Annotated in this window: 14 protein-coding genes; 7 read left to right on the top strand and 7 right to left on the bottom strand. The window is 73.5% G+C overall.

Annotation, left to right across the window (positions count from 1 at the left end):
* Nucleotides 1-125: 125 nt before the first annotated feature.
* Together GA0070610_RS18605 and GA0070610_RS18600 are read left to right on the top strand one after the other, a co-directional pair.
* Nucleotides 126-2,723 carry an AAA family ATPase gene (locus tag GA0070610_RS18605; RefSeq protein WP_172896550.1) on the top strand — a complete coding sequence of 866 codons (2,598 nt, stop codon included), beginning with the start codon at nt 126-128 and terminating at the stop codon, nt 2,721-2,723.
* Nucleotides 2,724-2,924: 201 nt separating this feature from the next.
* Nucleotides 2,925-4,508 (top strand): DHA2 family efflux MFS transporter permease subunit, encoded by a 1,584-nt coding sequence (locus tag GA0070610_RS18600; protein WP_089001223.1) that lies wholly within the window; start codon nt 2,925-2,927, stop codon nt 4,506-4,508.
* Between the two features lie 136 nt (nt 4,509-4,644).
* Here the strand turns inward: GA0070610_RS18600 and GA0070610_RS18595 are convergent, their stop codons facing one another.
* From GA0070610_RS18595 to GA0070610_RS18575, 5 genes are all read right to left on the bottom strand, one after another.
* The gene (locus tag GA0070610_RS18595) at nt 4,645-6,222 is read right to left on the bottom strand and encodes a helix-turn-helix domain-containing protein (protein WP_089001222.1); all 1,578 of its coding nucleotides are present in this window, start codon (nt 6,220-6,222) and stop codon (nt 4,645-4,647) included.
* Between the two features lie 404 nt (nt 6,223-6,626).
* Nucleotides 6,627-7,526, bottom strand: coding sequence for a bile acid:sodium symporter family protein (locus GA0070610_RS18590; RefSeq protein ID WP_089003594.1), 900 nt, complete (start codon nt 7,524-7,526; stop codon nt 6,627-6,629).
* 257 nt (nt 7,527-7,783) lie between these two features.
* The gene (locus tag GA0070610_RS18585; RefSeq protein WP_089001221.1) at nt 7,784-9,043 is read right to left on the bottom strand and encodes a glycoside hydrolase family 16 protein; all 1,260 of its coding nucleotides are present in this window, start codon (nt 9,041-9,043) and stop codon (nt 7,784-7,786) included.
* Nucleotides 9,044-9,129: 86 nt separating this feature from the next.
* The gene (locus tag GA0070610_RS18580; RefSeq protein WP_392567258.1) at nt 9,130-10,683 is read right to left on the bottom strand and encodes a ricin-type beta-trefoil lectin domain protein; all 1,554 of its coding nucleotides are present in this window, start codon (nt 10,681-10,683) and stop codon (nt 9,130-9,132) included.
* A 194-nt stretch (nt 10,684-10,877) separates the two neighbouring features.
* Nucleotides 10,878-11,654: an IclR family transcriptional regulator gene (locus GA0070610_RS18575; RefSeq protein WP_231925730.1), complete on the bottom strand. Its 777-nt coding sequence runs from the start codon at nt 11,652-11,654 to the stop codon at nt 10,878-10,880.
* A gap of 54 nt (nt 11,655-11,708) precedes the next feature.
* Between GA0070610_RS18575 and eda the strand changes: the two genes are divergently transcribed.
* Both eda and GA0070610_RS18565 read left to right on the top strand, forming a co-directional pair.
* Nucleotides 11,709-12,374, top strand: coding sequence for a bifunctional 4-hydroxy-2-oxoglutarate aldolase/2-dehydro-3-deoxy-phosphogluconate aldolase (gene eda, locus GA0070610_RS18570; RefSeq protein ID WP_089001218.1), 666 nt, complete (start codon nt 11,709-11,711; stop codon nt 12,372-12,374).
* 3 nt (nt 12,375-12,377) lie between these two features.
* Nucleotides 12,378-13,472, top strand: a complete 1,095-nt coding sequence (locus tag GA0070610_RS18565) for a sugar kinase (protein ID WP_089001217.1) — start codon at nt 12,378-12,380, stop codon at nt 13,470-13,472.
* A 133-nt stretch (nt 13,473-13,605) separates the two neighbouring features.
* Here GA0070610_RS18565 and GA0070610_RS18560 read toward each other — a convergent pair whose 3' ends face one another.
* Complete coding sequence (locus GA0070610_RS18560) at nt 13,606-14,406, bottom strand: crotonase/enoyl-CoA hydratase family protein (RefSeq protein ID WP_089001216.1); 801 nt, start codon at nt 14,404-14,406, stop codon at nt 13,606-13,608.
* A gap of 132 nt (nt 14,407-14,538) precedes the next feature.
* Here GA0070610_RS18560 and GA0070610_RS18555 point away from each other — a divergent pair, with 132 nt between their 5' ends.
* Nucleotides 14,539-15,570, top strand: a complete 1,032-nt coding sequence (locus GA0070610_RS18555; RefSeq protein WP_089001215.1) for an MBL fold metallo-hydrolase — start codon at nt 14,539-14,541, stop codon at nt 15,568-15,570.
* Between the two features lie 96 nt (nt 15,571-15,666).
* Nucleotides 15,667-16,293, top strand: a complete 627-nt coding sequence (locus GA0070610_RS18550; RefSeq protein ID WP_089001214.1) for a CG0192-related protein — start codon at nt 15,667-15,669, stop codon at nt 16,291-16,293.
* A 154-nt stretch (nt 16,294-16,447) separates the two neighbouring features.
* Here GA0070610_RS18550 and GA0070610_RS18545 read toward each other — a convergent pair whose 3' ends face one another.
* Nucleotides 16,448-17,596, bottom strand: coding sequence for an endonuclease (locus tag GA0070610_RS18545; protein WP_231925722.1), 1,149 nt, complete (start codon nt 17,594-17,596; stop codon nt 16,448-16,450).
* A gap of 276 nt (nt 17,597-17,872) precedes the next feature.
* On the opposite strand from GA0070610_RS18545, the gene GA0070610_RS18540 reads away from it, so the two are divergent.
* On the top strand, nt 17,873-18,961 hold the full coding sequence (locus GA0070610_RS18540; RefSeq protein WP_089001212.1) for a PIN domain-containing protein: 1,089 nt from the start codon (nt 17,873-17,875) through the stop codon (nt 18,959-18,961).
* Nucleotides 18,962-19,100: the final 139 nt, after the last annotated feature.

Genomic DNA, 19,100 nt, shown 5'->3' with positions numbered 1-19,100 from the left:
GGCTACTCAGGGCCGGCGGAATTCGGTACTCAACGATCGCGGTTGCCCTACCGTCATCCCGGCCGACAACCTCGTGCGCCGCTGACAGCGTCTGTCACGGCAGACGTCTTGTGGGGAGGGACCCGTTGTCCACACCATGGCCACTCGTCGGGCGGCGGCGGGAGCTGGACCGGCTGCTCGACAGCCTCGACAGCGGCGTGACCCGGTGCACCCTGGTGACCGGGGAGGCCGGCATCGGCAAGAGCCGCCTCGCCACGGAGGTGCTGGCCGAGGCGGGGCGGCGCGGCTTCCTGGCGCTGCGGGTGACCGCGACGCCGGGCTGGCAGAGCGTGCCCTTCGGCGTACTCGCCCAGCTCGTCGCCCAGCCGGTGGGTCCGTCGGTCGTCGAGGCCTTCCGCGACGTGGCCGCCAGGCTGCGCGCCATCGCCGCCGACCGGCCCGTCCTCGTCGTCGTCGACGACGTGAACTGGCTCGACGACGCGTCGTCGGCGCTGCTGGAGCGGCTCGTGGCCGGCGAGGGGGTGCGGGTCCTCGCCACCGCCCGCAGCGAGGCGGTCGCCAGCCCGGCCGTCACCGCCCTGCGCCGCCTCGGCCCCGTCGAGCGGGTGGAGCTGGCGGCGATGAGCCAGGAGGAGACGGCCGAGCTGATCCAGGCGATGCTCGGCGGGCCCACCGACGGCCTGACCCTCGCCACCGTCTGGCAGGCGGTACGCGGCAACCCCCTGTTCCTGCGGGAGATGCTGCGCGGCGGGCGGCAGACCGACGCCCTCGCCCGACGGCGCGGCGTGTGGACCTGGCGCAGCACCCCGCTGGAACACCCGCACCTGAGCGACCTCATCGCCGAGACGCTCGGCCAGCTCGGTCCCGACGAGATCGAGGCGTTGCAGTACGTGGCGCACGGCGAGCCCGCGCCGCTGCCCGTCGTCGAGCGGCTCGTCCCGGCGCAGGTCGCCGAGCGGCTGGAGGAGCGGGGGCTCATCGAGCTGACCACCGGCGAGCAGCGCGGCCTGGTCCGGGTGGCGCACCCGCTCTACGCCGAGGCGGCCCGGGCGAGCACCGGCGCGCTGCGTACCCGCCGCATCCTGCGCGAGTTGGCGGACGCCCTGGAGGACACCTCGCCGGCCCAGTACGAGGACCACCTGCGGGTGGTGTCGTGGCGGTGCGAGGCCGACCTGGCGGTCGACGACGCGGACCTGCTGGCCGCCTCCGAGTCGGCGCTGCTGCGACGCGGGGCCCGCCTCGCCGAGCGGCTCGCCCGGCGGGTCGCCTCGCCCCGGGGCGCGCGCCAGCTCGGCCGCGCCCTGGTCGCGCAGGGGCGCGGCGAGGAGGCCGACGAGCACCTCCGCCGCGCGTACGACTCGCTGGACGACCCCCGCGACCGCGCCGAGACGGCGGCGCTGCGGGCGGTGAACCTGTTCTGGGGGCTGCGCCGGCCCGGGGCCGCCAGCACCGTGCTCGCCGACGCGGCGTCGGCGCTGCCCGCCGCCGTGCACGACGGGCTGCTGACCGCCGTCGCCGCGATGGCCGTCTTCGACGGCCGGATAGCCGAGGGGCGCGACGCCGTCACCCGGCTCGGCCAGCACCCGCCGCGCGACCCGCTGCTGGGCATGGCCGGCGCCCCGCTCCTGCCCTACCTGCTGGTCTTCTCCGGTCAGCCGGCCCGCGCCGCCGCGATGTTCGACGGCGACGAGGTCACCTTCCCGCAGGCCTGGCCCACCATGCGCGCCGCCACCCAGGCCCTGCACGTGCAGGCGCTGGTGATGTCGGGGAACCTGACCCAGGCCACGGAGTCGGCGGAGGCCTACTACCTGGACGCGGTCGACCGCGGCTCCGCCGATGGCGTGGCCCTGCTCGCCCTGATGGTCGGCAACTGCCGCTACCACCGGGGGCGCCTGGGGGACGCGCTGCGCTGGCTGCGCGAGGCGCGTGCCCTCGTCGACGGGCACACGCTGTTTCCCATCCGGGGCTACGTCCTGTCCGTCAGCGCCTGGTTCGCCGCGCAGGCCGGTGCGGCGCGCGACGTCCGGGAGGTCCGCGACGAGCTGGGTGGGAGCTTCCCCACGCACAGCGGGCCCGCCGACTTCTGGGGCCTCGCCGAGGCCTGGACGAACGTCGCCGAGGGGCGCCTCGCCGTCGCGGCCGGGCAGCTCACCGCGCTGGCCGCGCAGGCCCGCGAGAACGGCGTACGCACCATCGCCGCGCAGGCGCTGCACCTGCTGTCCCGGGTGGCGCCGTCCACCTCGGCGGCCTCGGCGCTCCGTCAGGTCGCCGACGCCTGCGACAGTCCGCTCTTCGGGCTCTACGCCGACCTGGCCGCGGCGCTGGCGGGGGCGGATCCCGACGCGCTGGAGGAGTTGGCGGCGACGTTCGGGCAGCGGGGATACACCACCCTGGAGCTGGAGGCGACGATCGCCGCCGGCGCGGCCCGGCGCCGGCGCGGCGACCACCGCGCCGCCAACGCCCACGCCGCCCGCGCCGAGAAGCTACGCGGGCACTGCGACGCGTACTGGCCGGCCTGGTGCGGGCGGGTCGAGTCCGCGCCGAGCCCGTTGACCGGCCGGGAACGCGAGATCTGCGAGCTGGCCGCCACGGGGCTGGACAACACCGCGATCGCCCACCGGCTGCGCCTGTCGGTGCGCACGGTGGAGAACCACCTCCAGCGCTCGTACCACAAGCTGGGGGTGCGCAGCCGGCTCGAACTGGCGGGCACGTTCCCGGCGTAGCCGCGCGCCGCCGGGACGCCGCCGACGTCACCGCCGGGACGGGTCGCCGCTTCCGCCGGTCGGCACCCGCCGTTCCTGCCGGTCGAAAATCGTCGGCCGATCGTCGGTGTCGCTCGTTAGTCTGCCTGCGGACACTGCTCGGCAGGTGACAGGTCGAGGCATGGCCCGGCGCCGGCCACAACGGGGACTTCAGGAGAATTCGTGACACAGCAATCCATCGCGACCTCGGACAAACTCGACGCCTCGGTGCTCAAGGTGGCCGGGGTCGTCGTCCTCGGCGCGATCATGTCGATCCTCGACGTGACGGTCGTCAGCGTCGCGTTGCCGACCTTCCAGCGCGAGTTCGACGCGTCGTACGCCGACGTCGCCTGGACCATGACGGCCTACACGCTCGCGCTGGCCACGGTGATCCCGCTCAGCGGCTGGGCCGCCGACCGGTTCGGCACCAAGCGGCTCTACATGATCGCCCTGACGCTGTTCACGATCGGGTCGGGGCTGTGCGCCAACGCCGACACGATCGGGCAACTGGTCGGCTACCGCGTGCTCCAGGGCCTCGGCGGCGGCATGCTCCTGCCGCTCGGCATGACGATCATGACCCGGGCGGCGGGCCCGCACCGGATCGGCCGGCTGATGGCCGTCCTCGGCATCCCGATGCTGCTCGGGCCCATCGGAGGGCCGATCCTCGGCGGCTGGCTGATCGACATCGCGAGCTGGCACTGGATCTTCCTGATCAACCTGCCGATCGGTGCCGTGGCGCTCGTCTACGCCGCCCTGGCGCTGCCGAAGGACAACCCCGAGCCCTCCGAGTCGTTCGACTTCGTCGGAATGCTGATGCTCTCGCCGGGGCTCGCCCTCTTCCTCTACGGCGTCTCCTCGCTGCCCGACGCCGGCACGTTCGCCGACCCCGAGGTGTGGGCTCCCATGCTGGTCGGCGGCGTGCTCGTCGTCGCCTTCGTGCGCTACTCCTTCCGGCCCCAGCACCCCCTGCTCGACCTGCGGCTGTTCGCCAACCGCAACCTCACCATCGCCACGGTGACCATGTTCGTGTTCATCATCGCGTTCATGGGCGCCGGCCTGCTGTTCCCCAGCTACTTCCTGCAGATCCGCGGCGAGTCGACGCTGACCGCCGGCCTGCTGATGGCGCCGCAGGGCCTCGGCGCGATGGTGACCATGCCGGTGGCGGGGATGCTGGCCGACCGGGTCCCCGTCGGTCGTACCGTGCCGTTCGCGCTGGTGCTCATCGCCCTCGGGTTCTTCACCTTCACCCAGATCGACCCGCAGACGTCGTACGTGCTGCTCTGCGGGTCGCTGTTCGTCATGGGCCTCGGCATGGGCGGCACCATGATGCCGATCATGACCTCGGCGCTGAAGACCCTGAAGGCCCACGAGGTGGCGCGCGGCTCCACCCTGGTCAACATCCTCCAGCAGATCGGTGGCTCCGTCGGCGCCGCCACGATGTCGGTGATCCTCACCAGCGAGATGAACGGCTCCCGGCAGATCCCCGGCGCCGTCGGCCCGGACGGTGAGCCGCTGACCGAGGCGAAGGTCGCCATCGTCGTGCAGCAGCAGCCGGAGCTCGCCGACCGGTTCCCGGTCGACCCGTCGCTGCTCTCCCGTGGGCTCGACTTCGCCGCCAGTTCCTTCGCCACCACGTTCTGGGTCGCGTTCGCGCTGGTGCTGCTCACGTTCATCCCGGCCGCGTTTCTGCCCCGCCGGCGTGAGCCGTCGCACCTGCTCGACGACGAGCAGCCGGGGCAGGCGAAGGCCCCCGTCATCATCCACTGACGCGTCACCCGGGCCCCGGAAGGTCGGTCCGGACGCCCGGCCCCTGGCAACGCTGCGGGGGTCGGGCGTCCGGCGGGGGAGTCCGCCTCGTCGAGGTGGCGCCGGTGCCCGCCCGGCTCAGAGGCGTGAGCTGTTCTCAGAGGCGTGAGCTGTCGTAGACGTGGCCGGGCAGGTTGAGCCACCAACGGGCCGCGGCCCGGCTCGGTTCAGGTGACCCCGGGTCGTCGCGTACGTCCGCCAGGATCTGCCGCTGTCCGGCGATGCCGAGGCTGTAGACGATGCCGGTGAGCGCGGCGGCCGACGGCGCGTCGCGCCGGGCCTGCCAGCGACGCGCGTGGTGCCGCAGCGCGGCCTCCCAGAACCCCCGCTCGCTGGTGCCCCGCAGGTGCCCGATCGCGAACGCGGCGGCATCGACGACGCTTCGCGGTAGCCGGGCCGCGGTGACGAGGCGCTCGACCGTCGGCCGTTCGGCCTGGCCGCCGAGCACCCGCAGGCCGGCGAGCAGCCGGACGTTGAGTTCCACGCGGTCGGCGGCGGTGGGCACGACCTCGGCCGCCAGGGCGGCGGCGAGCGACGGGCCGTACGGGGTGGAGGCGACGAGCATCGCCGCGTAGAGGCGCCGGTCGCTGGCCGGATGGAGCAGGATCTCACCGATCAGCGTGAGCAGCGTCGCGTCGCGGCAGTCGGACTGCGGCTCGCGCGGCAGCCGCGCGGTCGTGGCGTCGAAGACCCGGCGGGCGACGGTGGCGGCCACGTGCGGGACCGGGTGGGGCAGCGCCGGGGCGACCTGCGGGCCGCCCAGCGGGACACCCGCGCCCGCCTGGAGGGCGGCCGCGACCGGGACGGCGTCGGCGTGGAAGAGCGGATCCCGCAGCAGATCGGTGATCCGGGGCACCAGCATCCGGCGCTGCCCGGGCGTGAAGTGCCCGAACCGCACCTTGCGGAGACAGGCGAGGAGCGCACCCCGCAGCGCACGGTCGTTCGTCGGGTCGTTCAGTTGCGCGAGCACGTGGGCGCTGGCGTCGGGGTGCCGGCTGCCGTCGAGGGCACCGACGGTCTCGATGAAGATCTGGTTCTCCCGGTCGGCGCCCAGCGCCGCGCAGGCGGCGACCGCCTCCCGCCCCAGCGTCTCGTGGCCGAACAGCCGGTTGAGGGCTTCGAAGCGCTGCCGCCACGGCCGACCGTGCGCGATGATCATCTCGCTGACGAGGCGCTGGGTGACGCTCTCCCGGGCGGACCTCGGGGCGATGACGAGGTGCGGGGCGGCCGTGACCAGCGCGGAGAGCCGGTCCCACCCGGCGCCGGTCATGATCTCCCGGGACAGGGCGCGGTCGAGCAGCGCGTCGAGTTCGGCCGTGGCGGCGCCGTCCGCGGCGCCGGTGGGCGCCGCGCTCGGGGATCCGGGGGTGTCGACGTAGCGCCGGATCGTGTCGACCGTCGCGGTGATCTCGCCCGGATCGAGTTCGAGGATCTCCTCGTACCGGCTGATGGCGGCGCGGCTCGGGCGGCTGCCGCCGGTCTCCCACCGCGACACGCTGCTCTCGCTGACCAGCCTCTCCCACGAACCACCGTGGAAGGCCGCCGCGAAGCGCTTGGCCCTGACCCACCGGCTGTCGGCGCCGAGGGTGCGGTTGACCCGCAGCATCCACGCCACACGCTCGTCGAAGAAGACGCGGTCCGTACGTCGAGCTGTCAGCGACATCTGGATGCCCATCGCCTCCGTGGCCCTGCCCGGCCTGGTTCGAGTCTACGAGCGACGAGGGAGCCGGCGGGACACCCGGAAGGGCGACACTCGCCGGCTCCGCGCCGTCAGGACGCTCGACGCCCCGCTGGCCGACGCTTCATGGCGGTTCCTCTCTCGGCGGGACGACCGTGCCAGGAGCGTACGGAGACGCCGACCGCGGAGGGTGATCGATTGCACACGCGACGCTGGGCTGCAACGGACGGACCCCGACGGCTCCGGCGTGCCGGCCCACCGGGTCGAACGGCCACCGGTGGGCACCGTCGAGCGACGCGCCGCTCCGTCCCCGGAGCGGGAGAGGCGCTGCGAACTCCGGTGGGTCCCCGGCTACCCGCGGGAAGCCCTCGCTTCCCGTACGCGGGCGCGCAGCGCGCCGGTCACACCGTCGTGGCCGACGGCCGGGTGGGCTCGGCGGCGGCGCTGCCCCGGCGCGCGGCGACGAGGCCGAAGGCGGCGGCGGTGAAGAACATCAGGATGCCGTAGATCGCGGCCGGCATGGCGATGTCGGTGTTGTCGAGCAGGGCGGGACTGAGCGCGATCGTGATGGCCAGGGTGGCGTTGTGGACGCCGATCTCGAACGACGAGGCGACGGAGTCCCGGTGCCCGACGCGCAGCAGCCGCGGCGCCGCGTACCCGATGCCCAGGCTGAGCAGGTTGAACAGCAGGGCGACGAGGCCGACCGCGCCGATGGTGGCGGCGAACTCGTCCTTGACGCCGAGCACCGCGCCGGTGATCACGACGGCGAGGACCACGACGGAGAGGATCTTCACGGGTCGCTGCATGCGCGCGGCGAACCCGGGGCGACGGCGCCGGACGGCCATGCCGATCACGATCGGGATGAGCACCAGGGCGAAGACCTGGATCACCTTGTCGAACTGGAGGCCGAGCGAGCTGTCCGAACCCATGAACGCGGCGACGGAGAGGTTGACGACCAGGGGCAGCGTGAACAGGGCGAGCACCGAGTTGATGGCGGTCAGGGTGACGTTGAGCGCGACGTTGCCCTTGAACAGGTGGCTGTAGAGACTGGCCGTGCTGCCGCCCGGGGAGGCGGCCAGCAGCAGCATCCCGACGGCCAGTTCCGGGCGCAGGTCGGCGGCGAGCACCAGGCCGAGGCAGATGGCCGGCAGGACCAGCATCTGGCAGACCAGGGAGACGATCACCGCCCGGGGATAGGCGACGACGCGGCGGAAGTCGGCCACGGTCAGGGTGAGGCCGAGGCCGAGCATCACGATGCCCAACGCGACAGGGAAGAGCACGAGCGACAAACCGGTACTCACGGCGGCCTCCTGATCGCGTACGCCAAGGTCCACCGGATCCTCACATCTCGATGGCGCTTCCGACACCTCCTCACGTGCGCAACCGGGCGGGCCCGGCGGCCATCGGTGCGGCAGCATCCACAGCAGGTCCCCGTGTCGCCCTACCCGCCCGGTGCGAGAGTGGACAGCAGGCGGCGGGGCCGGTCGAGGCCGGGTGCCTCGGCCGACCCCGCCGCTGGGCGGGTCGCCGACGGGTGCCGTCACCCGCGTGGGTTCCGTCAGGCGCGCGACCACTTCTGGTTGGCGTCACCGGTGCAGTCCCACAGTTGCAGCTTGCCCCCGTTGCCGGTGTTGCGGTCGCGCACGTCGACGCAGCGGTTCGCGCTGAGGTTGACCAGGTCACCGGCGGCGTTGAGCGTGAAGCGTTGTGCCGGGTTGCCGTTGCAGGTGACGAGGTTGACCTCGGTGCCGTTCGCCGTGCCGGCCCAGGCCGGATCCATGCACTTGCCCATCGCCCGGATCGTGCCGTCGGAGGCGAACGTCCAGGCCTGCGCGGCGGTGCCGTTGCAGTCCCAGATCTGAAGCTTGGCCCCGTCGACCGGGTTGGCGCTCGGGATGTCGATGCAGCGACCGCTGAGCGCGCCCCTGATCGCTGTGGTGCCCGGCGGGTTGCCCCCCGAGGTGTAGCCCGAGACGCGTACGTAGTCGACGAGCATCTGCTGCGGGAACTGCGTGGAGGCGTCGGGGTAGCCGGGCCAGTTCCCGCCCACCGCCACGTTGAGGAGCATGAAGAACGGATGGTCGAACACCCACCGGTTGCCGCCGAGCCGACCCGGGTCCACCCGGTGGTACTCGACGCCGTCCAGGTACCAGACGATCGAGTTCGGTTCCCAGTCCACCCGGTAGGTGTGGAAGGCGTCGGCGAGCGGCTGGCCGATGGTGCGGCTGCCGGTGATGCCGCCGCCGCCTGAGTAGCCGGGGCCGTGGATGGTGCCGTAGACGGTGTTGGGCTCCCGGCCGATGTTCTCCATGATGTCGATCTCGCCCGCGTTCGGCCAGCCCACGCTGCCCATGTCGTTGCCGAGCATCCAGAACGCCGGCCAGATGCCCTGACCCCGGGGGATCTTGATGCGGGCCTCGAAGCGGCCGTACGCCTGGGTGAACGTGGCCGCCGTGAGCAGCCGGGCCGAGGTGTACTCGCACCGGCCGTAGTGGCACTGGTAGTTGGCCGGGTTCTCCCGGCGGGCGGTGATCACCAGGTTGCCCTGGCCGTCGTGGACGGCGTTGCTCGTGCTGTTGGTGTAGTACTGCCGCTCGTTGTTGCCCCAGCCGCCGCCGCCGATGTCGAAGCGCCACTTGCTCTGGTCGACGGGCGTGCCGGCCGGCGCGTTGAACTCGTCCTGCCAGGTGATCCCCCCGATGGCGGCCTGCGCCGGTTCGGGGTGGACCGGCACGGCGAGGGCCGTGGTGGCACCGATGATCGCGGTCGCGGCGAGGGCGAGCGCCCACGGCCGTCGACGGGTACGGACTCTGAACATGTAGGACCTCCTTGGCAACTGCGCCGGCGCGACGTCTCGCGCGGCGACGGCGGGACGAGCGGCGGTGACCCGGCGGCGGGACCGGGTCAGCCGCGCCGCCACTTCTGGTTGGCGCCGCCGACGCAGTCCCACAGGTGCAGGCGGGCGCCGTCGGAGTTGTTCCACTCCTTGATGTCGACGCACTTGTTCGCCTGCGGGTTGACCAGGTCGCCGGCCGCCGAGAGGACGAACTGCTGGGCCGGGTTGCCGCTGCAGTTGGCGATCTGGATCGTCGCGCCGTTGGCGGTGGAGCCCCAGGCCACGTCCATGCACTTGTTGTTCTGCGTACGCAGGGTGCCGCCGGTGAAGGTCCAGGACTGCGCGGCGGTGCCGTTGCAGGTCCAGGTCTGCAGGGGCACCCCGTCGGAGAAGTTGGAGTTCGGCACGTCGATGCAGCGGTTGTTCCAGTTGCTGATCAGCCGGCTTCCGCCGCCGCCACCGGTGGTGACCAGGGACAGGCCGTAGACGCCGAGGATCTCGTTGACCGGCTGGAACCAGGTCGTGCCGCCCGTGGAGCAGTTGCCGGAGCCGCCGGACGTGACGCCCTGGGCCTGGTTGCCGGAGACCCAGGCGCCGCCGGAGTCGCCACCCTCGGCGCAGGCGTTGCTGCGGGTCAGGCCCGACACCGCGCCCTGCGGGTAGTTGACGGTCTCGTTGCGGCCGAGGATGGTGCCGCAGCGCCAGCCGGTCGTACGCCCGGAGCGGCAGACCGAGCTGCCGATCGCCGCGTCCTGCGAGCCGGCCACCGTCACGTTGCCGCCGGCGTAGTTGTTCACCCAGGGCTGGGGCGTCCAGGAGCCGTTGGTGCGTACCCATCCGTAGTCGTTGCCGGGGAACGAGGAGCCCGCGAACGTGCCCTGCGAGACGTTGTTGAAGCCGAGGGTGGGGCTGCCGACGCCGCCGCAGTGGCCGGCGGTGACGAAGCCGCCGACGACCGCGAAGCCGACCGAGCAGAGCGTGTTGCCGTTGATGACGTACTGGTCGCCGCCCCGGATGTCGTAGAGCGGGCGCGGCGCGTCGCGGGAGGTGACCACCCGGATGGCGTCCGTGGGGACGCCGCTGGCCTTCGTGTACGCGATCGCCTCGTCGGCGGCGCCGGGCCGGGCCGACACGACGACGCTGTTGCCGGCGACGTCGACGTGCCAGCCGTGCACGTCGCGGGGGTCCGCGGCGGCGGAGCGCCGGTCGAGGGCGCGCTTGACCGTGTCGAGGGTGCGCTCGCTGCGGGCGACCACCGTGACGTCGGCGCCCTCGGCGCGGACGGTCGGGGCGAGCGCCGCGTCGGTGACGGCGACGGTGAGGCGCTGCCCGCCGGACGGGATCCACGCGCCGGCGAACGCCGGGCCGAGCTTCGCCCGCAGGCGCCGCTCGACCACCGGCGCCGCCGCCTCGGTGCGCAGGCGTTCGTCGACCTGGGCGGGGGTGAGGCCGAGGTCGCGGCGCATCGCCTCGACGAGGGCGGGGCTGAGGTCGGCCGTGGCCGCCGCGGCGGGGGCCGGGGCGGCGGGGGGAGTGTCGCTCGCATGGCCGGCCGCCGGGGTCAGGCCGAGGAGCAGGAGGCCGGCGGCGGCGGGGACGAGCATGCGCAGTCTTCGAGACAAGGGAGATCCTCCCGGGGATGCGGCGAGGGGTGGTGGACGGGTGCAGAGAGCGCTCTCTAAAAAAGAAGTCTGTCGATGTCCCGCCGCATCTGTCAAGAAGGTTGCCAGTTGTGGCCCGGCTGTCGCCCTCGGCGACGGCGTCGGCCCGCCCACTGCGGCCCCGTCGAGGGCGGTGGGGTTGGGACGGCGTGTGATCAGGCGGTGAAGAGCAGGCCGCGCGCCGCCCGGACCTGGTCGACGGCCCGCCGGAGGGCGGCGACGATGTGGTCCTCGCCGGCGGCGTCGAGCCGGGCCACCGGCACCGACAGGCTGATCGCGTCGGACGCCGGCGCCGCCAGGGGTACGGCCGTCGCGAAGCAGACGATGCCCTCGGTGTTCTCCTCGCGGTCGACCGCGTAGCCGCGCTCGCGGACGGCGGCGAGCTCGGCGCGCAGCGCCTCGCGGTCGGTGACGGTGTGCGGGGTGAGCGCGGGCAGCGGCCAGCTCAGCAGCCCCTCGAGCGCGTCGTCCGGGCGCTCGGCGAGCAGCGCCTTGCCCAGGGCGGTGGCGTGGGCCGGCAGTTGCCGGCCGATCGCGCTGTAGAGCCGCAGCGGGTGCACCGACTCACGCTTGGCGAGGTAGACGATGTGCGCGCCGTCCAGGCGTCCCAGGTGGACGGTCTCGCCGAACTGCCGGGAGAGGTCGTCGAGCACCCCACCGAGCAGGCCCACGGTGTCGTCGCTGGTGAGGTACGCGGCGCCGACCTGGAGCGCGCGCACCCCGAGCCCGAACCGGGTGCCGGTCGGGTCGCTCTCGACCCAGCCGCGCTGGGCCATGGTGCGCAGGATGCCGTGCAGGCTGCTCTTCGGGATGTCCAGCGCGCGGGCCAGGTCGACCAGCGAGCGCCGCTGCGGCGAGGCGGCGAGCGCCTCGAGCACCTCCAGCGTCCGGGTGGAGGACTTCACCGGTTGGAACCCGCCGGGCAGCGTCATGGGCGCCACTCTAGCGGGGTTGACAGGCCGGGCGGCGCGGCTAGGGTCACATATGTGACTGGCGTACAGAATGATGAACAGAAGCATGCGGTCGTCGCGGCCGTCGGTGCGGCCCGGATCCTGCCGGTCGTCGTGCTGGACGCCGCCCGCGACGCTGCCCCGCTGGCCGACGCCCTCGTCCGCGGCGGGCTGCGCTCGGCCGAGGTGACCTTCCGCACCGACGCCGCGGCCGAGGCGATCCGCGTCATGTCCGAGCGACCCGACCTGCTCGTCGGCGCCGGCACCGTGCTGACCCCCGACCAGGTCGACCGGGCCGTCGAGGTGGGCGCCCGGTTCGTCGTCACCCCCGGCTTCTCCCCGCAGGTCGTCGCACGCTGCCAGGAGCGGGGCGTGCCCGTCTTCCCCGGCGTCGCCACCGGCACCGAGATCCAGATGGCCCTCGACGCCGGGCTCGACACGGTCAAGTTCTTCCCCGCCGAGCAGCTCGGCGGCGTCGGGATGATCAAGGCGCTCGCCGCGCCGTTCCGCTCGGTGCGGTTCATCCCGACCGGCGGGGTCAACACCGGCAACCTCGCGGACTACCTCGCCCTGCCCGCTGTGCTGGCGGTCGGCGGCACCTGGATGGTCGCCCCCGACCTGATCGCCGCCGGGCGCTGGGACGAGGTCGCCGCCCGCACCGCTGCGGCCGTCGAGGCCGCCCGACCCACCGTGGAGGCCTGAGCCGTGCTGTCGATCCGTCCGGCCGGCGAGTGCCGGTACGACCTGGTCTCCCTGGGCGAGATCATGCTGCGGCTCGACCCGGGCGAGGGCCGGGTGCGTACGGCGCGCACCTTCCGGGCCTGGGAGGGCGGCGGCGAGTACAACGTGGCGCGAGGGCTGCGCCGCTGCTTCGGGCTGCGGACCGCGGTGGTCACCGCGTTCGCCGACAACGAGGTGGGTCGGCTGCTGGAGGACCTCGTACTCCAGGGCGGGGTGGACACGTCACTGGTGACCTGGCTGCCCTACGACGGCGTCGGCCGCGCCGTGCGCAACGGGCTCAACTTTACCGAGCGCGGCTTCGGCGTCCGGGGGGCCGTCGGCACCTCCGACCGCGGCCACAGCGCCGCCAGCCAGCTGCGGGCCGACCAGGTGGACTGGGACCACCTGTTCGGCACGCTGGGGGTGCGGTGGCTGCACACCGGCGGCATCTACGCGGCCCTGTCCGAGACCACCCCGGAGACGATGGAGGCCGCGATGGCCGCCGCCGCCCGGCACGGCACCGTCGTCTCGTACGACCTCAACTACCGGCCCAGCCTCTGGAGGGCGGTCGGCGGGCAGGACCGCGCGCGGGAGGTCAACCGCCGGCTCGCCCGCTACGTCGACGTGATGATCGGCAACGAGGAGGACTTCACCGCCTCGCTGGGCTTCGAGGTGCCCGACACCGACGCCTCCCTGTCGCAGCTTGAGGTGGCCAACTTCCAGCGGATGATCGAGGCGGCCACCGAGGCGTACGCCAACTTCAAGGTCGTCGCCACCACCCTGCGTACGGTGCGCACCGCCACCGTCAACGACTGGGGTGCGATCGCCTGGGGCGACGGGAAGTTCGTCGAGGCGACCCACCGGCCCGGTCTGGAGATCATGGACCGGGTGGGCGGCGGCGACAGCTTCGCCTCCGGCCTGATCTACGGCCTGCTGGAGAAGGGCGACCTCGCCACGGCCGTCGAGTACGGCGCGGCGCACGGCGCGTTGGCGATGACCACGCCCGGCGACACCTCGATGGCCAGTCTCCGGGAGGTCGAGGCGCTCGTACGGGGCGCCGGCGCGCGCGTGCAGCGCTGACCGACGGCGGGGCCCGCCGACCGGTCCGGCAGGGATGCGCCTCCCGGGCCCCGGCGGCGGGCCACCCGACGCGACGCGGCCGGCCTCCGCAGGGCGGCCGGCCCGGCGGCACAGCCGTCACCGGCCGGCCCGCTCACTCCCCGGTGAAGTGCGGGTCGCGCCGGTCGAGGAAGGCCTGGACCGCCTCGTCGTGGTCGCGGGTCTGGTGCGCCAGCGCCTGCATCGCGGCGGAGAGCTCCAGGATGCTGTCGAGGCTCTGGTGCTGGGCCTCGCGCAGCAGCTTCTTGGCCATCCGTACGGCGTGCGGGGGGTTCGCCGCCACCCGGTCCGCCAGCCGGCGCGCCTCGCTGAGCAGCTCCCCGTGCGGCACGACCCGGGAGACCAGCCCCCACTCGAGGGCGGTCGCGGCGTCGACCCGGTCCCCGGTCAGCGCCATCTCGGCGGCCCGGGCGGCCCCGACGGCGCGGGGCAGCAGCCAGGCGCCGCCGTCGCCGGGGATGATGCCGAGCTTGACGAAGCTCTCCGCGAAGAACGCCCGCTCCGAGGCGATCCGCAGGTCGCACATGAGCGCCAGGTCGCAGCCGGCGCCGACCGCCGCCCCGTTGACCGCCGCGATCAGCGGCACGTCGCACGCGTACATCGCCCGGGGGATCCGCTGGATGCCGCGGCGGTAGCCGTCGCGCAGCTCGTGCGGGGCGCCGCCGAAGAGGCCGACCCGCTCCGCCATGTCCTTGACGTTGCCGCCGGCGGAGAAGGCGCTGCCGGCGCCGGTGAGGATGACCGCCCGGACCGTCCGGTCGGCGTTGACCGCGTCGACCCGGGCGACCAGGGCGTCGATCACGTCGTCGCCGGAGATGGGGTTGCGGGCCTCCGGCAGGTTGATCGTCCACGTCTCCACGTGCCCGTCCCGCTCGACGAGAACCGGGTCGTCCACGCGCGTCTCCTCGGTGTGCTGCTGATCTGGCCTGTCCCCGAAACCAACCACACGCCCGGCCGGCCCGGCAAGGCGGGGGTGCGTGGCGGCCGGCCGCCCGGGGCACGCCACGCCGGGGCTATGGTCGGCGTCATGGCCCCGGACACCGGCAACCGCGACGACTGGACCAGGCCCGGGACGTACGAGGTCGCCCCCGGCGTCCATCGCGTACCGCTGCCGCTGCCCAACGACGGCCTGCGCGCGGTGAACGTGTACGTCCTGCGCGACGACGACGGGCTCGTCCTCGTCGACTCCGGCTGGGCGGTCGCCGAGGCGAGGTCCGCGCTCGAGGCGGCGCTCAAGGAGCTGGACTGCTCGCTGGCGGACGTCCGCCGGTTCCTCGTGACGCACGTCCACCGCGACCACTACACGCAGGCCGTGCACCTGCGTCGCGAGTACGGCACGCGGGTGAGCCTCGGCGCCGGCGAGCGCGCGAGCCTGACGGTGTCCATGACCCCGCACCGCAACCCGCTCGCCGAGCAGCTCGACCACCTGCGCCTGCTCGGCGCCGGTGAGCTGGCCGACACCCTGGCGGCGCTGACCGGGGTGCGGCTGAGCACCGAGGACTGGGAACTGCCGGACGACTGGTTCCACGACGGTCAGCGGATCACCCACGGCGAGCGCACCCTGCACGTCGTCGAGACGCCGGGCCACACGCGCGGCCACGTCGTCTTCCACGACACCGGCTCGGCCCTGCTGTTCGCCGGTGACCACGTGCTGCCCACCATCACGCCGTCGATCGGGTTCGAGGCCGCCCTCTCCGCGAACCCGCTCGGCGAGTTCCTCGGCTCGCTCGCGCTGGTCCGGCGACGACCGGACGCGCGGCTGCTGCCGGCGCACGGGCCGGTGACGCCCAGCGTGCACGCGCGGGTCGACGAACTCGTGGCGCACCACGGCGCGCGGCTCGACGAGACGGAGGCCGCCGTCGCCCGTGGGGCGAGTTCGGCGTACGAGGTGGCCGCCCAGCTGCGCTGGACCCGGCGCGAGCGCCGGCTGGGCGACCTCGACGTGTTCAACGCGATGCTCGCGGTCACCGAGACGGCGGCGCACCTGGAACTCCTGGTCGCCCAGGGCCGGCTGACCCGCTCCGACGCCGGGGGAGTGCGTCGCTACGCCACCGCCTGACCGCGCGCGGGTACGGGACCCCGGCACCTCGGGGGCGGGGCCGCCGGGCGCGGGCGGGTCAGCGGGGGGTGCGGTCGTGCCCCTACGATGCGACGTATGGCGTTGCTGCACCGGGCGGAGATGCACCCCACCAAGTTCGCACTGCTGGCGGCGTGGCTGCCCGGCCGGCCGTGGTACCAGGGGCCGGCCGACGTCGAGCGTGTCGCGTCCTACCGGTTCGACGATCCGGCCGGCGCCGTCGGCGTCGAGACGATGCTCGTCAGGGCCGGCGACGGGCCGGTCCACCAGGTGCCGCTGACCTATCGCGGCGCGCCCCTCGACGGCGGCGACGACTGGCTCGTCGGCACCACCGAGCACTCCGTGCTCGGCCGCCGCTGGGTCTACGACGGCTGCGCCGACCCCGTCTACGCCGCCACGCTGGCGGCGGCCGTCCTCGCCGACGCCGGGCAGGCGGAGGAGTTCTTCGAGGTCGACGGCCGGCGCGAGCACCGTGCGCCCACGATGGACATCGCCGGCAGCGGCACCCGGGGCACCGAGGTCCCGCCCGTCGGCACCGTACGCCGCGTGGTGGAGGACGACCTCACCCTCATCGTCACCGATTCCGTGGAACTGGCCGTCGTGCGCCGTCTCGACGGCGGCACCGCGTCCGACGGCGCCGTGCTGACCGGCACGTGGAGCGACCAGCCCACCCCGCTGCCCCTGGCGTACGCCCGCCTGCGCTGAGCGCAGCGCGTCCACGGGCTGAGCGCAGCGCACCCGCCCAAGAGCGGCACGGGGCTTCGTTCCTACTCATCGGGTAGGAAGTCCCACCCGCGCCGTCCCGACGCGCGGCCGGTCCCGGGATCGGGGGCCGGCCGCGACGTCGGGCGGGGACGGCTCAGCCCCAGATGGCGCCCGCCCACTCCGGGTGGTCGACGAACGGGTTCCGGTTGCCCTGCCAGCGCTCGTAGATCCGCTGGTTGCGGCGCTTCTCGAACGCGTCCGGCGGGTCGGCCTGGTTCCACTGGAGCAGCACCGACATTTTGCCGTGGTACGGCGCGGTGCCGTTGTTGACGGACTGGTTCAGTTCCAGATTCGGCCAGCCGTCGGTGCCCTCGTACCGGATCGCCATGTACATGATCATGCGTGCCACGTCGCCCTTGACGGCGTTGCGCGGCTCCCACGAGTCGGCGTCGGTGTAGCAGCCCGGCGCCTCGGTTACCGGGCTGCCGCCGTTGTCGAAGTCCTTGTTGCCGCGCGTCGAGTTGACCGAGACGTCGGTCGGCCGCAGGTGGTGCACGTCGGTTCCCGGCCCGGTCGCGGTGCCGAAGTCGCCGTGCGACTTGGCCCAGACGTGCTCGCGGTTCCAGTCGTTGACGCCGCCGCCGTTGCTGGTCTTGCTCTGGGAGCGACCGGTGTAGAGCAGGATGACGTTGCTGCTGTTCGCCGGGTCCTGGTCGGTGTCGCGCAGCGCCTCCCACACCTGGTCGTAGGAGAGCTTCGTCTGCACCTTGACGATCGAGTGCAGCGAACTGCGCAGCGCCGTGCCGGACTTGCCGATCGCGTTGGCGTAGTAGGTGGAGTCGTAGTCGCCGCCGGGTACCGGGGTGGTGGTCGGGACCGGGGTCGGCGACTGGCTCGGCGAGGGAGCGGTGCCGCCGAGGGTCATCGCCGTCGGGTTCTTCAGGCCGCCGTGGCTGAAGTACGCGGTGAGCGCGCCGGTGGCGGTGACCCGCTGGCCCCGCAGGCCCGGGTTGGTGAGCAGCCCGAACGTGCTGCGGTAGGCGGTGGTGACCTGGACGTAGAGCATCCGGCTCGGCCCGGTCTCGGCCGCCGTGTCGGCGATCGCGATCGCGGTGTCCGAGGTGAAACCGGACCTGAGTACCGTCGTGTTGCTGGTCGGCTGGCCGATGACGTAGCCGGTCACGGTGGCCGTCCGACCGTCCTGGGCGGCGAGCGCCTGGGCCACGGTCAGGGTGGTGGCGGCCGACGCCGCCGCCGTCACCGCCACGGGCGCCACCAGCACGACGGCCAGCGCGAACGCCATCGCCAGCCTTCTGGGCCCCGAGCGGGCACTGCTCCTCATATTCATGAGCAGCGATGCTAGCGGTGCGGGCGTGAACGCCGGGAGAGCGGGAGCGCAACTTTCGGCCAGCACCTCGTCGGCGCGTACCTGACCACCGGGCGGAGCACCGGCCGGAGCATGCTACCCGGGCGTCGGGGCGGCACGCAGGTAGGTCAGGGTCGCCAGCACCCGGCGGGCACCGCGCCGGGCGGCGACGGACCGGGCTGCCCGGCGCTCGCCGGGGGTAGGCTGACCTGCGTGGATCACGAAGACCGCATCGCCCTCTTCCTCGACTACGAGAACCTCGCGCTGGGGGCCCGCGACCACCTCGGCGGGGTGACCTTCGACTTCCGCCCCATCGCCGACGCCCTCGCCGAGCGCGGCCGGGTGGTGGTGCGCCGGGCGTACGCGGACTGGTCCTACTTCGACGAGGACCGGCGGATGCTCACCCGCTCGCACGTCGAGCTCATCGAGATTCCCCAGCGGATGGGGGCGTCGCGCAAGAACGCCGCCGACATCAAGATGGCCGTGGACGCCGTGGAGTTGGCCTTCGAGCGCGGCTACATCTCGACCTTCGTCATCTGCACCGGCGACAGCGACTTCACTCCGCTGGTCCACAAGCTGCGCGAGCTGAACAAGCGCGTCATCGGCGTCGGAGTGGAGAACTCGACCTCGGCGCTGCTGCCGCCCGCGTGCGACGAGTTCCTCTACTACGACCGGCTGGAGGGCGTCGACATCCCTCCCGCCCGGGTCCGGCGCGGCCGCCCGGCCCGCCTGCCCAGCCCAGACGTGCCGCGGGTGGAGCAGGAGCCCGAGCCCGAGCCCGAGGCGCCGCCGGCGGCCGAGGAGGCCGCCCGGGACGTCGACACGCTCGCCGTGCTCGTGGCCCAGACCGTCGCCGGCCTCCAGGGCAGTTCGAGCGGCGAGGTGACCGCCTCGACGTTGAAGCGCACCCTGCTGCGCAAGGATCCGACGTTCAGCGAGTCCGACTACGGGTTCCGCACCTTCGGGGAGCTGCTGCGGCACCTCGCCGGGCACAACGTGGTCGAGCTGGCGGAGGGGCCCGCCAAGGGCGACCCCGAGGTGTCCCTGCCCGAGCACGGCGACCGCGAGGTGGCGTTCGGGCTGCTCGGCTCGGTGGTGGCGGACCTCGTCGGCGACGAGGGCGCGGTGGCCCTCTCCGGCCTGAAGAACCAGCTGCGCCGGGCGCGGCCGGACTTCAGCGAGAAGAAGCTGGGCTACCGCAGCTTCCTCCAGTTCTGCAAGGCGGCCGCCACCAGCGGCGTCATCGACCTGCGGTGGAGCCCCGAGGCCGACGACTACCTCCTCACCCCCCGGGCCGCCTGAGCAACTGCCGCCCGGCGGCGTCGTTGCGGACGCGCCCCGTTTCGACCCGGGTCTCCCACAAACGCCAATTCCTCCTTGAAAGACGTTTAGCGCGGGCGTTGACCGGAGAAGTGCCGGTCGGAGCGGGCATCGGCGCCCG

The organism is Micromonospora echinofusca, from assembly GCF_900091445.1.
Classification (GTDB): Bacteria; Actinomycetota; Actinomycetes; order Mycobacteriales; family Micromonosporaceae; genus Micromonospora; species Micromonospora echinofusca.
Note: the sequence above shows the minus strand (reverse complement) of the source record. Positions and strands in the feature narration are given on the sequence as shown.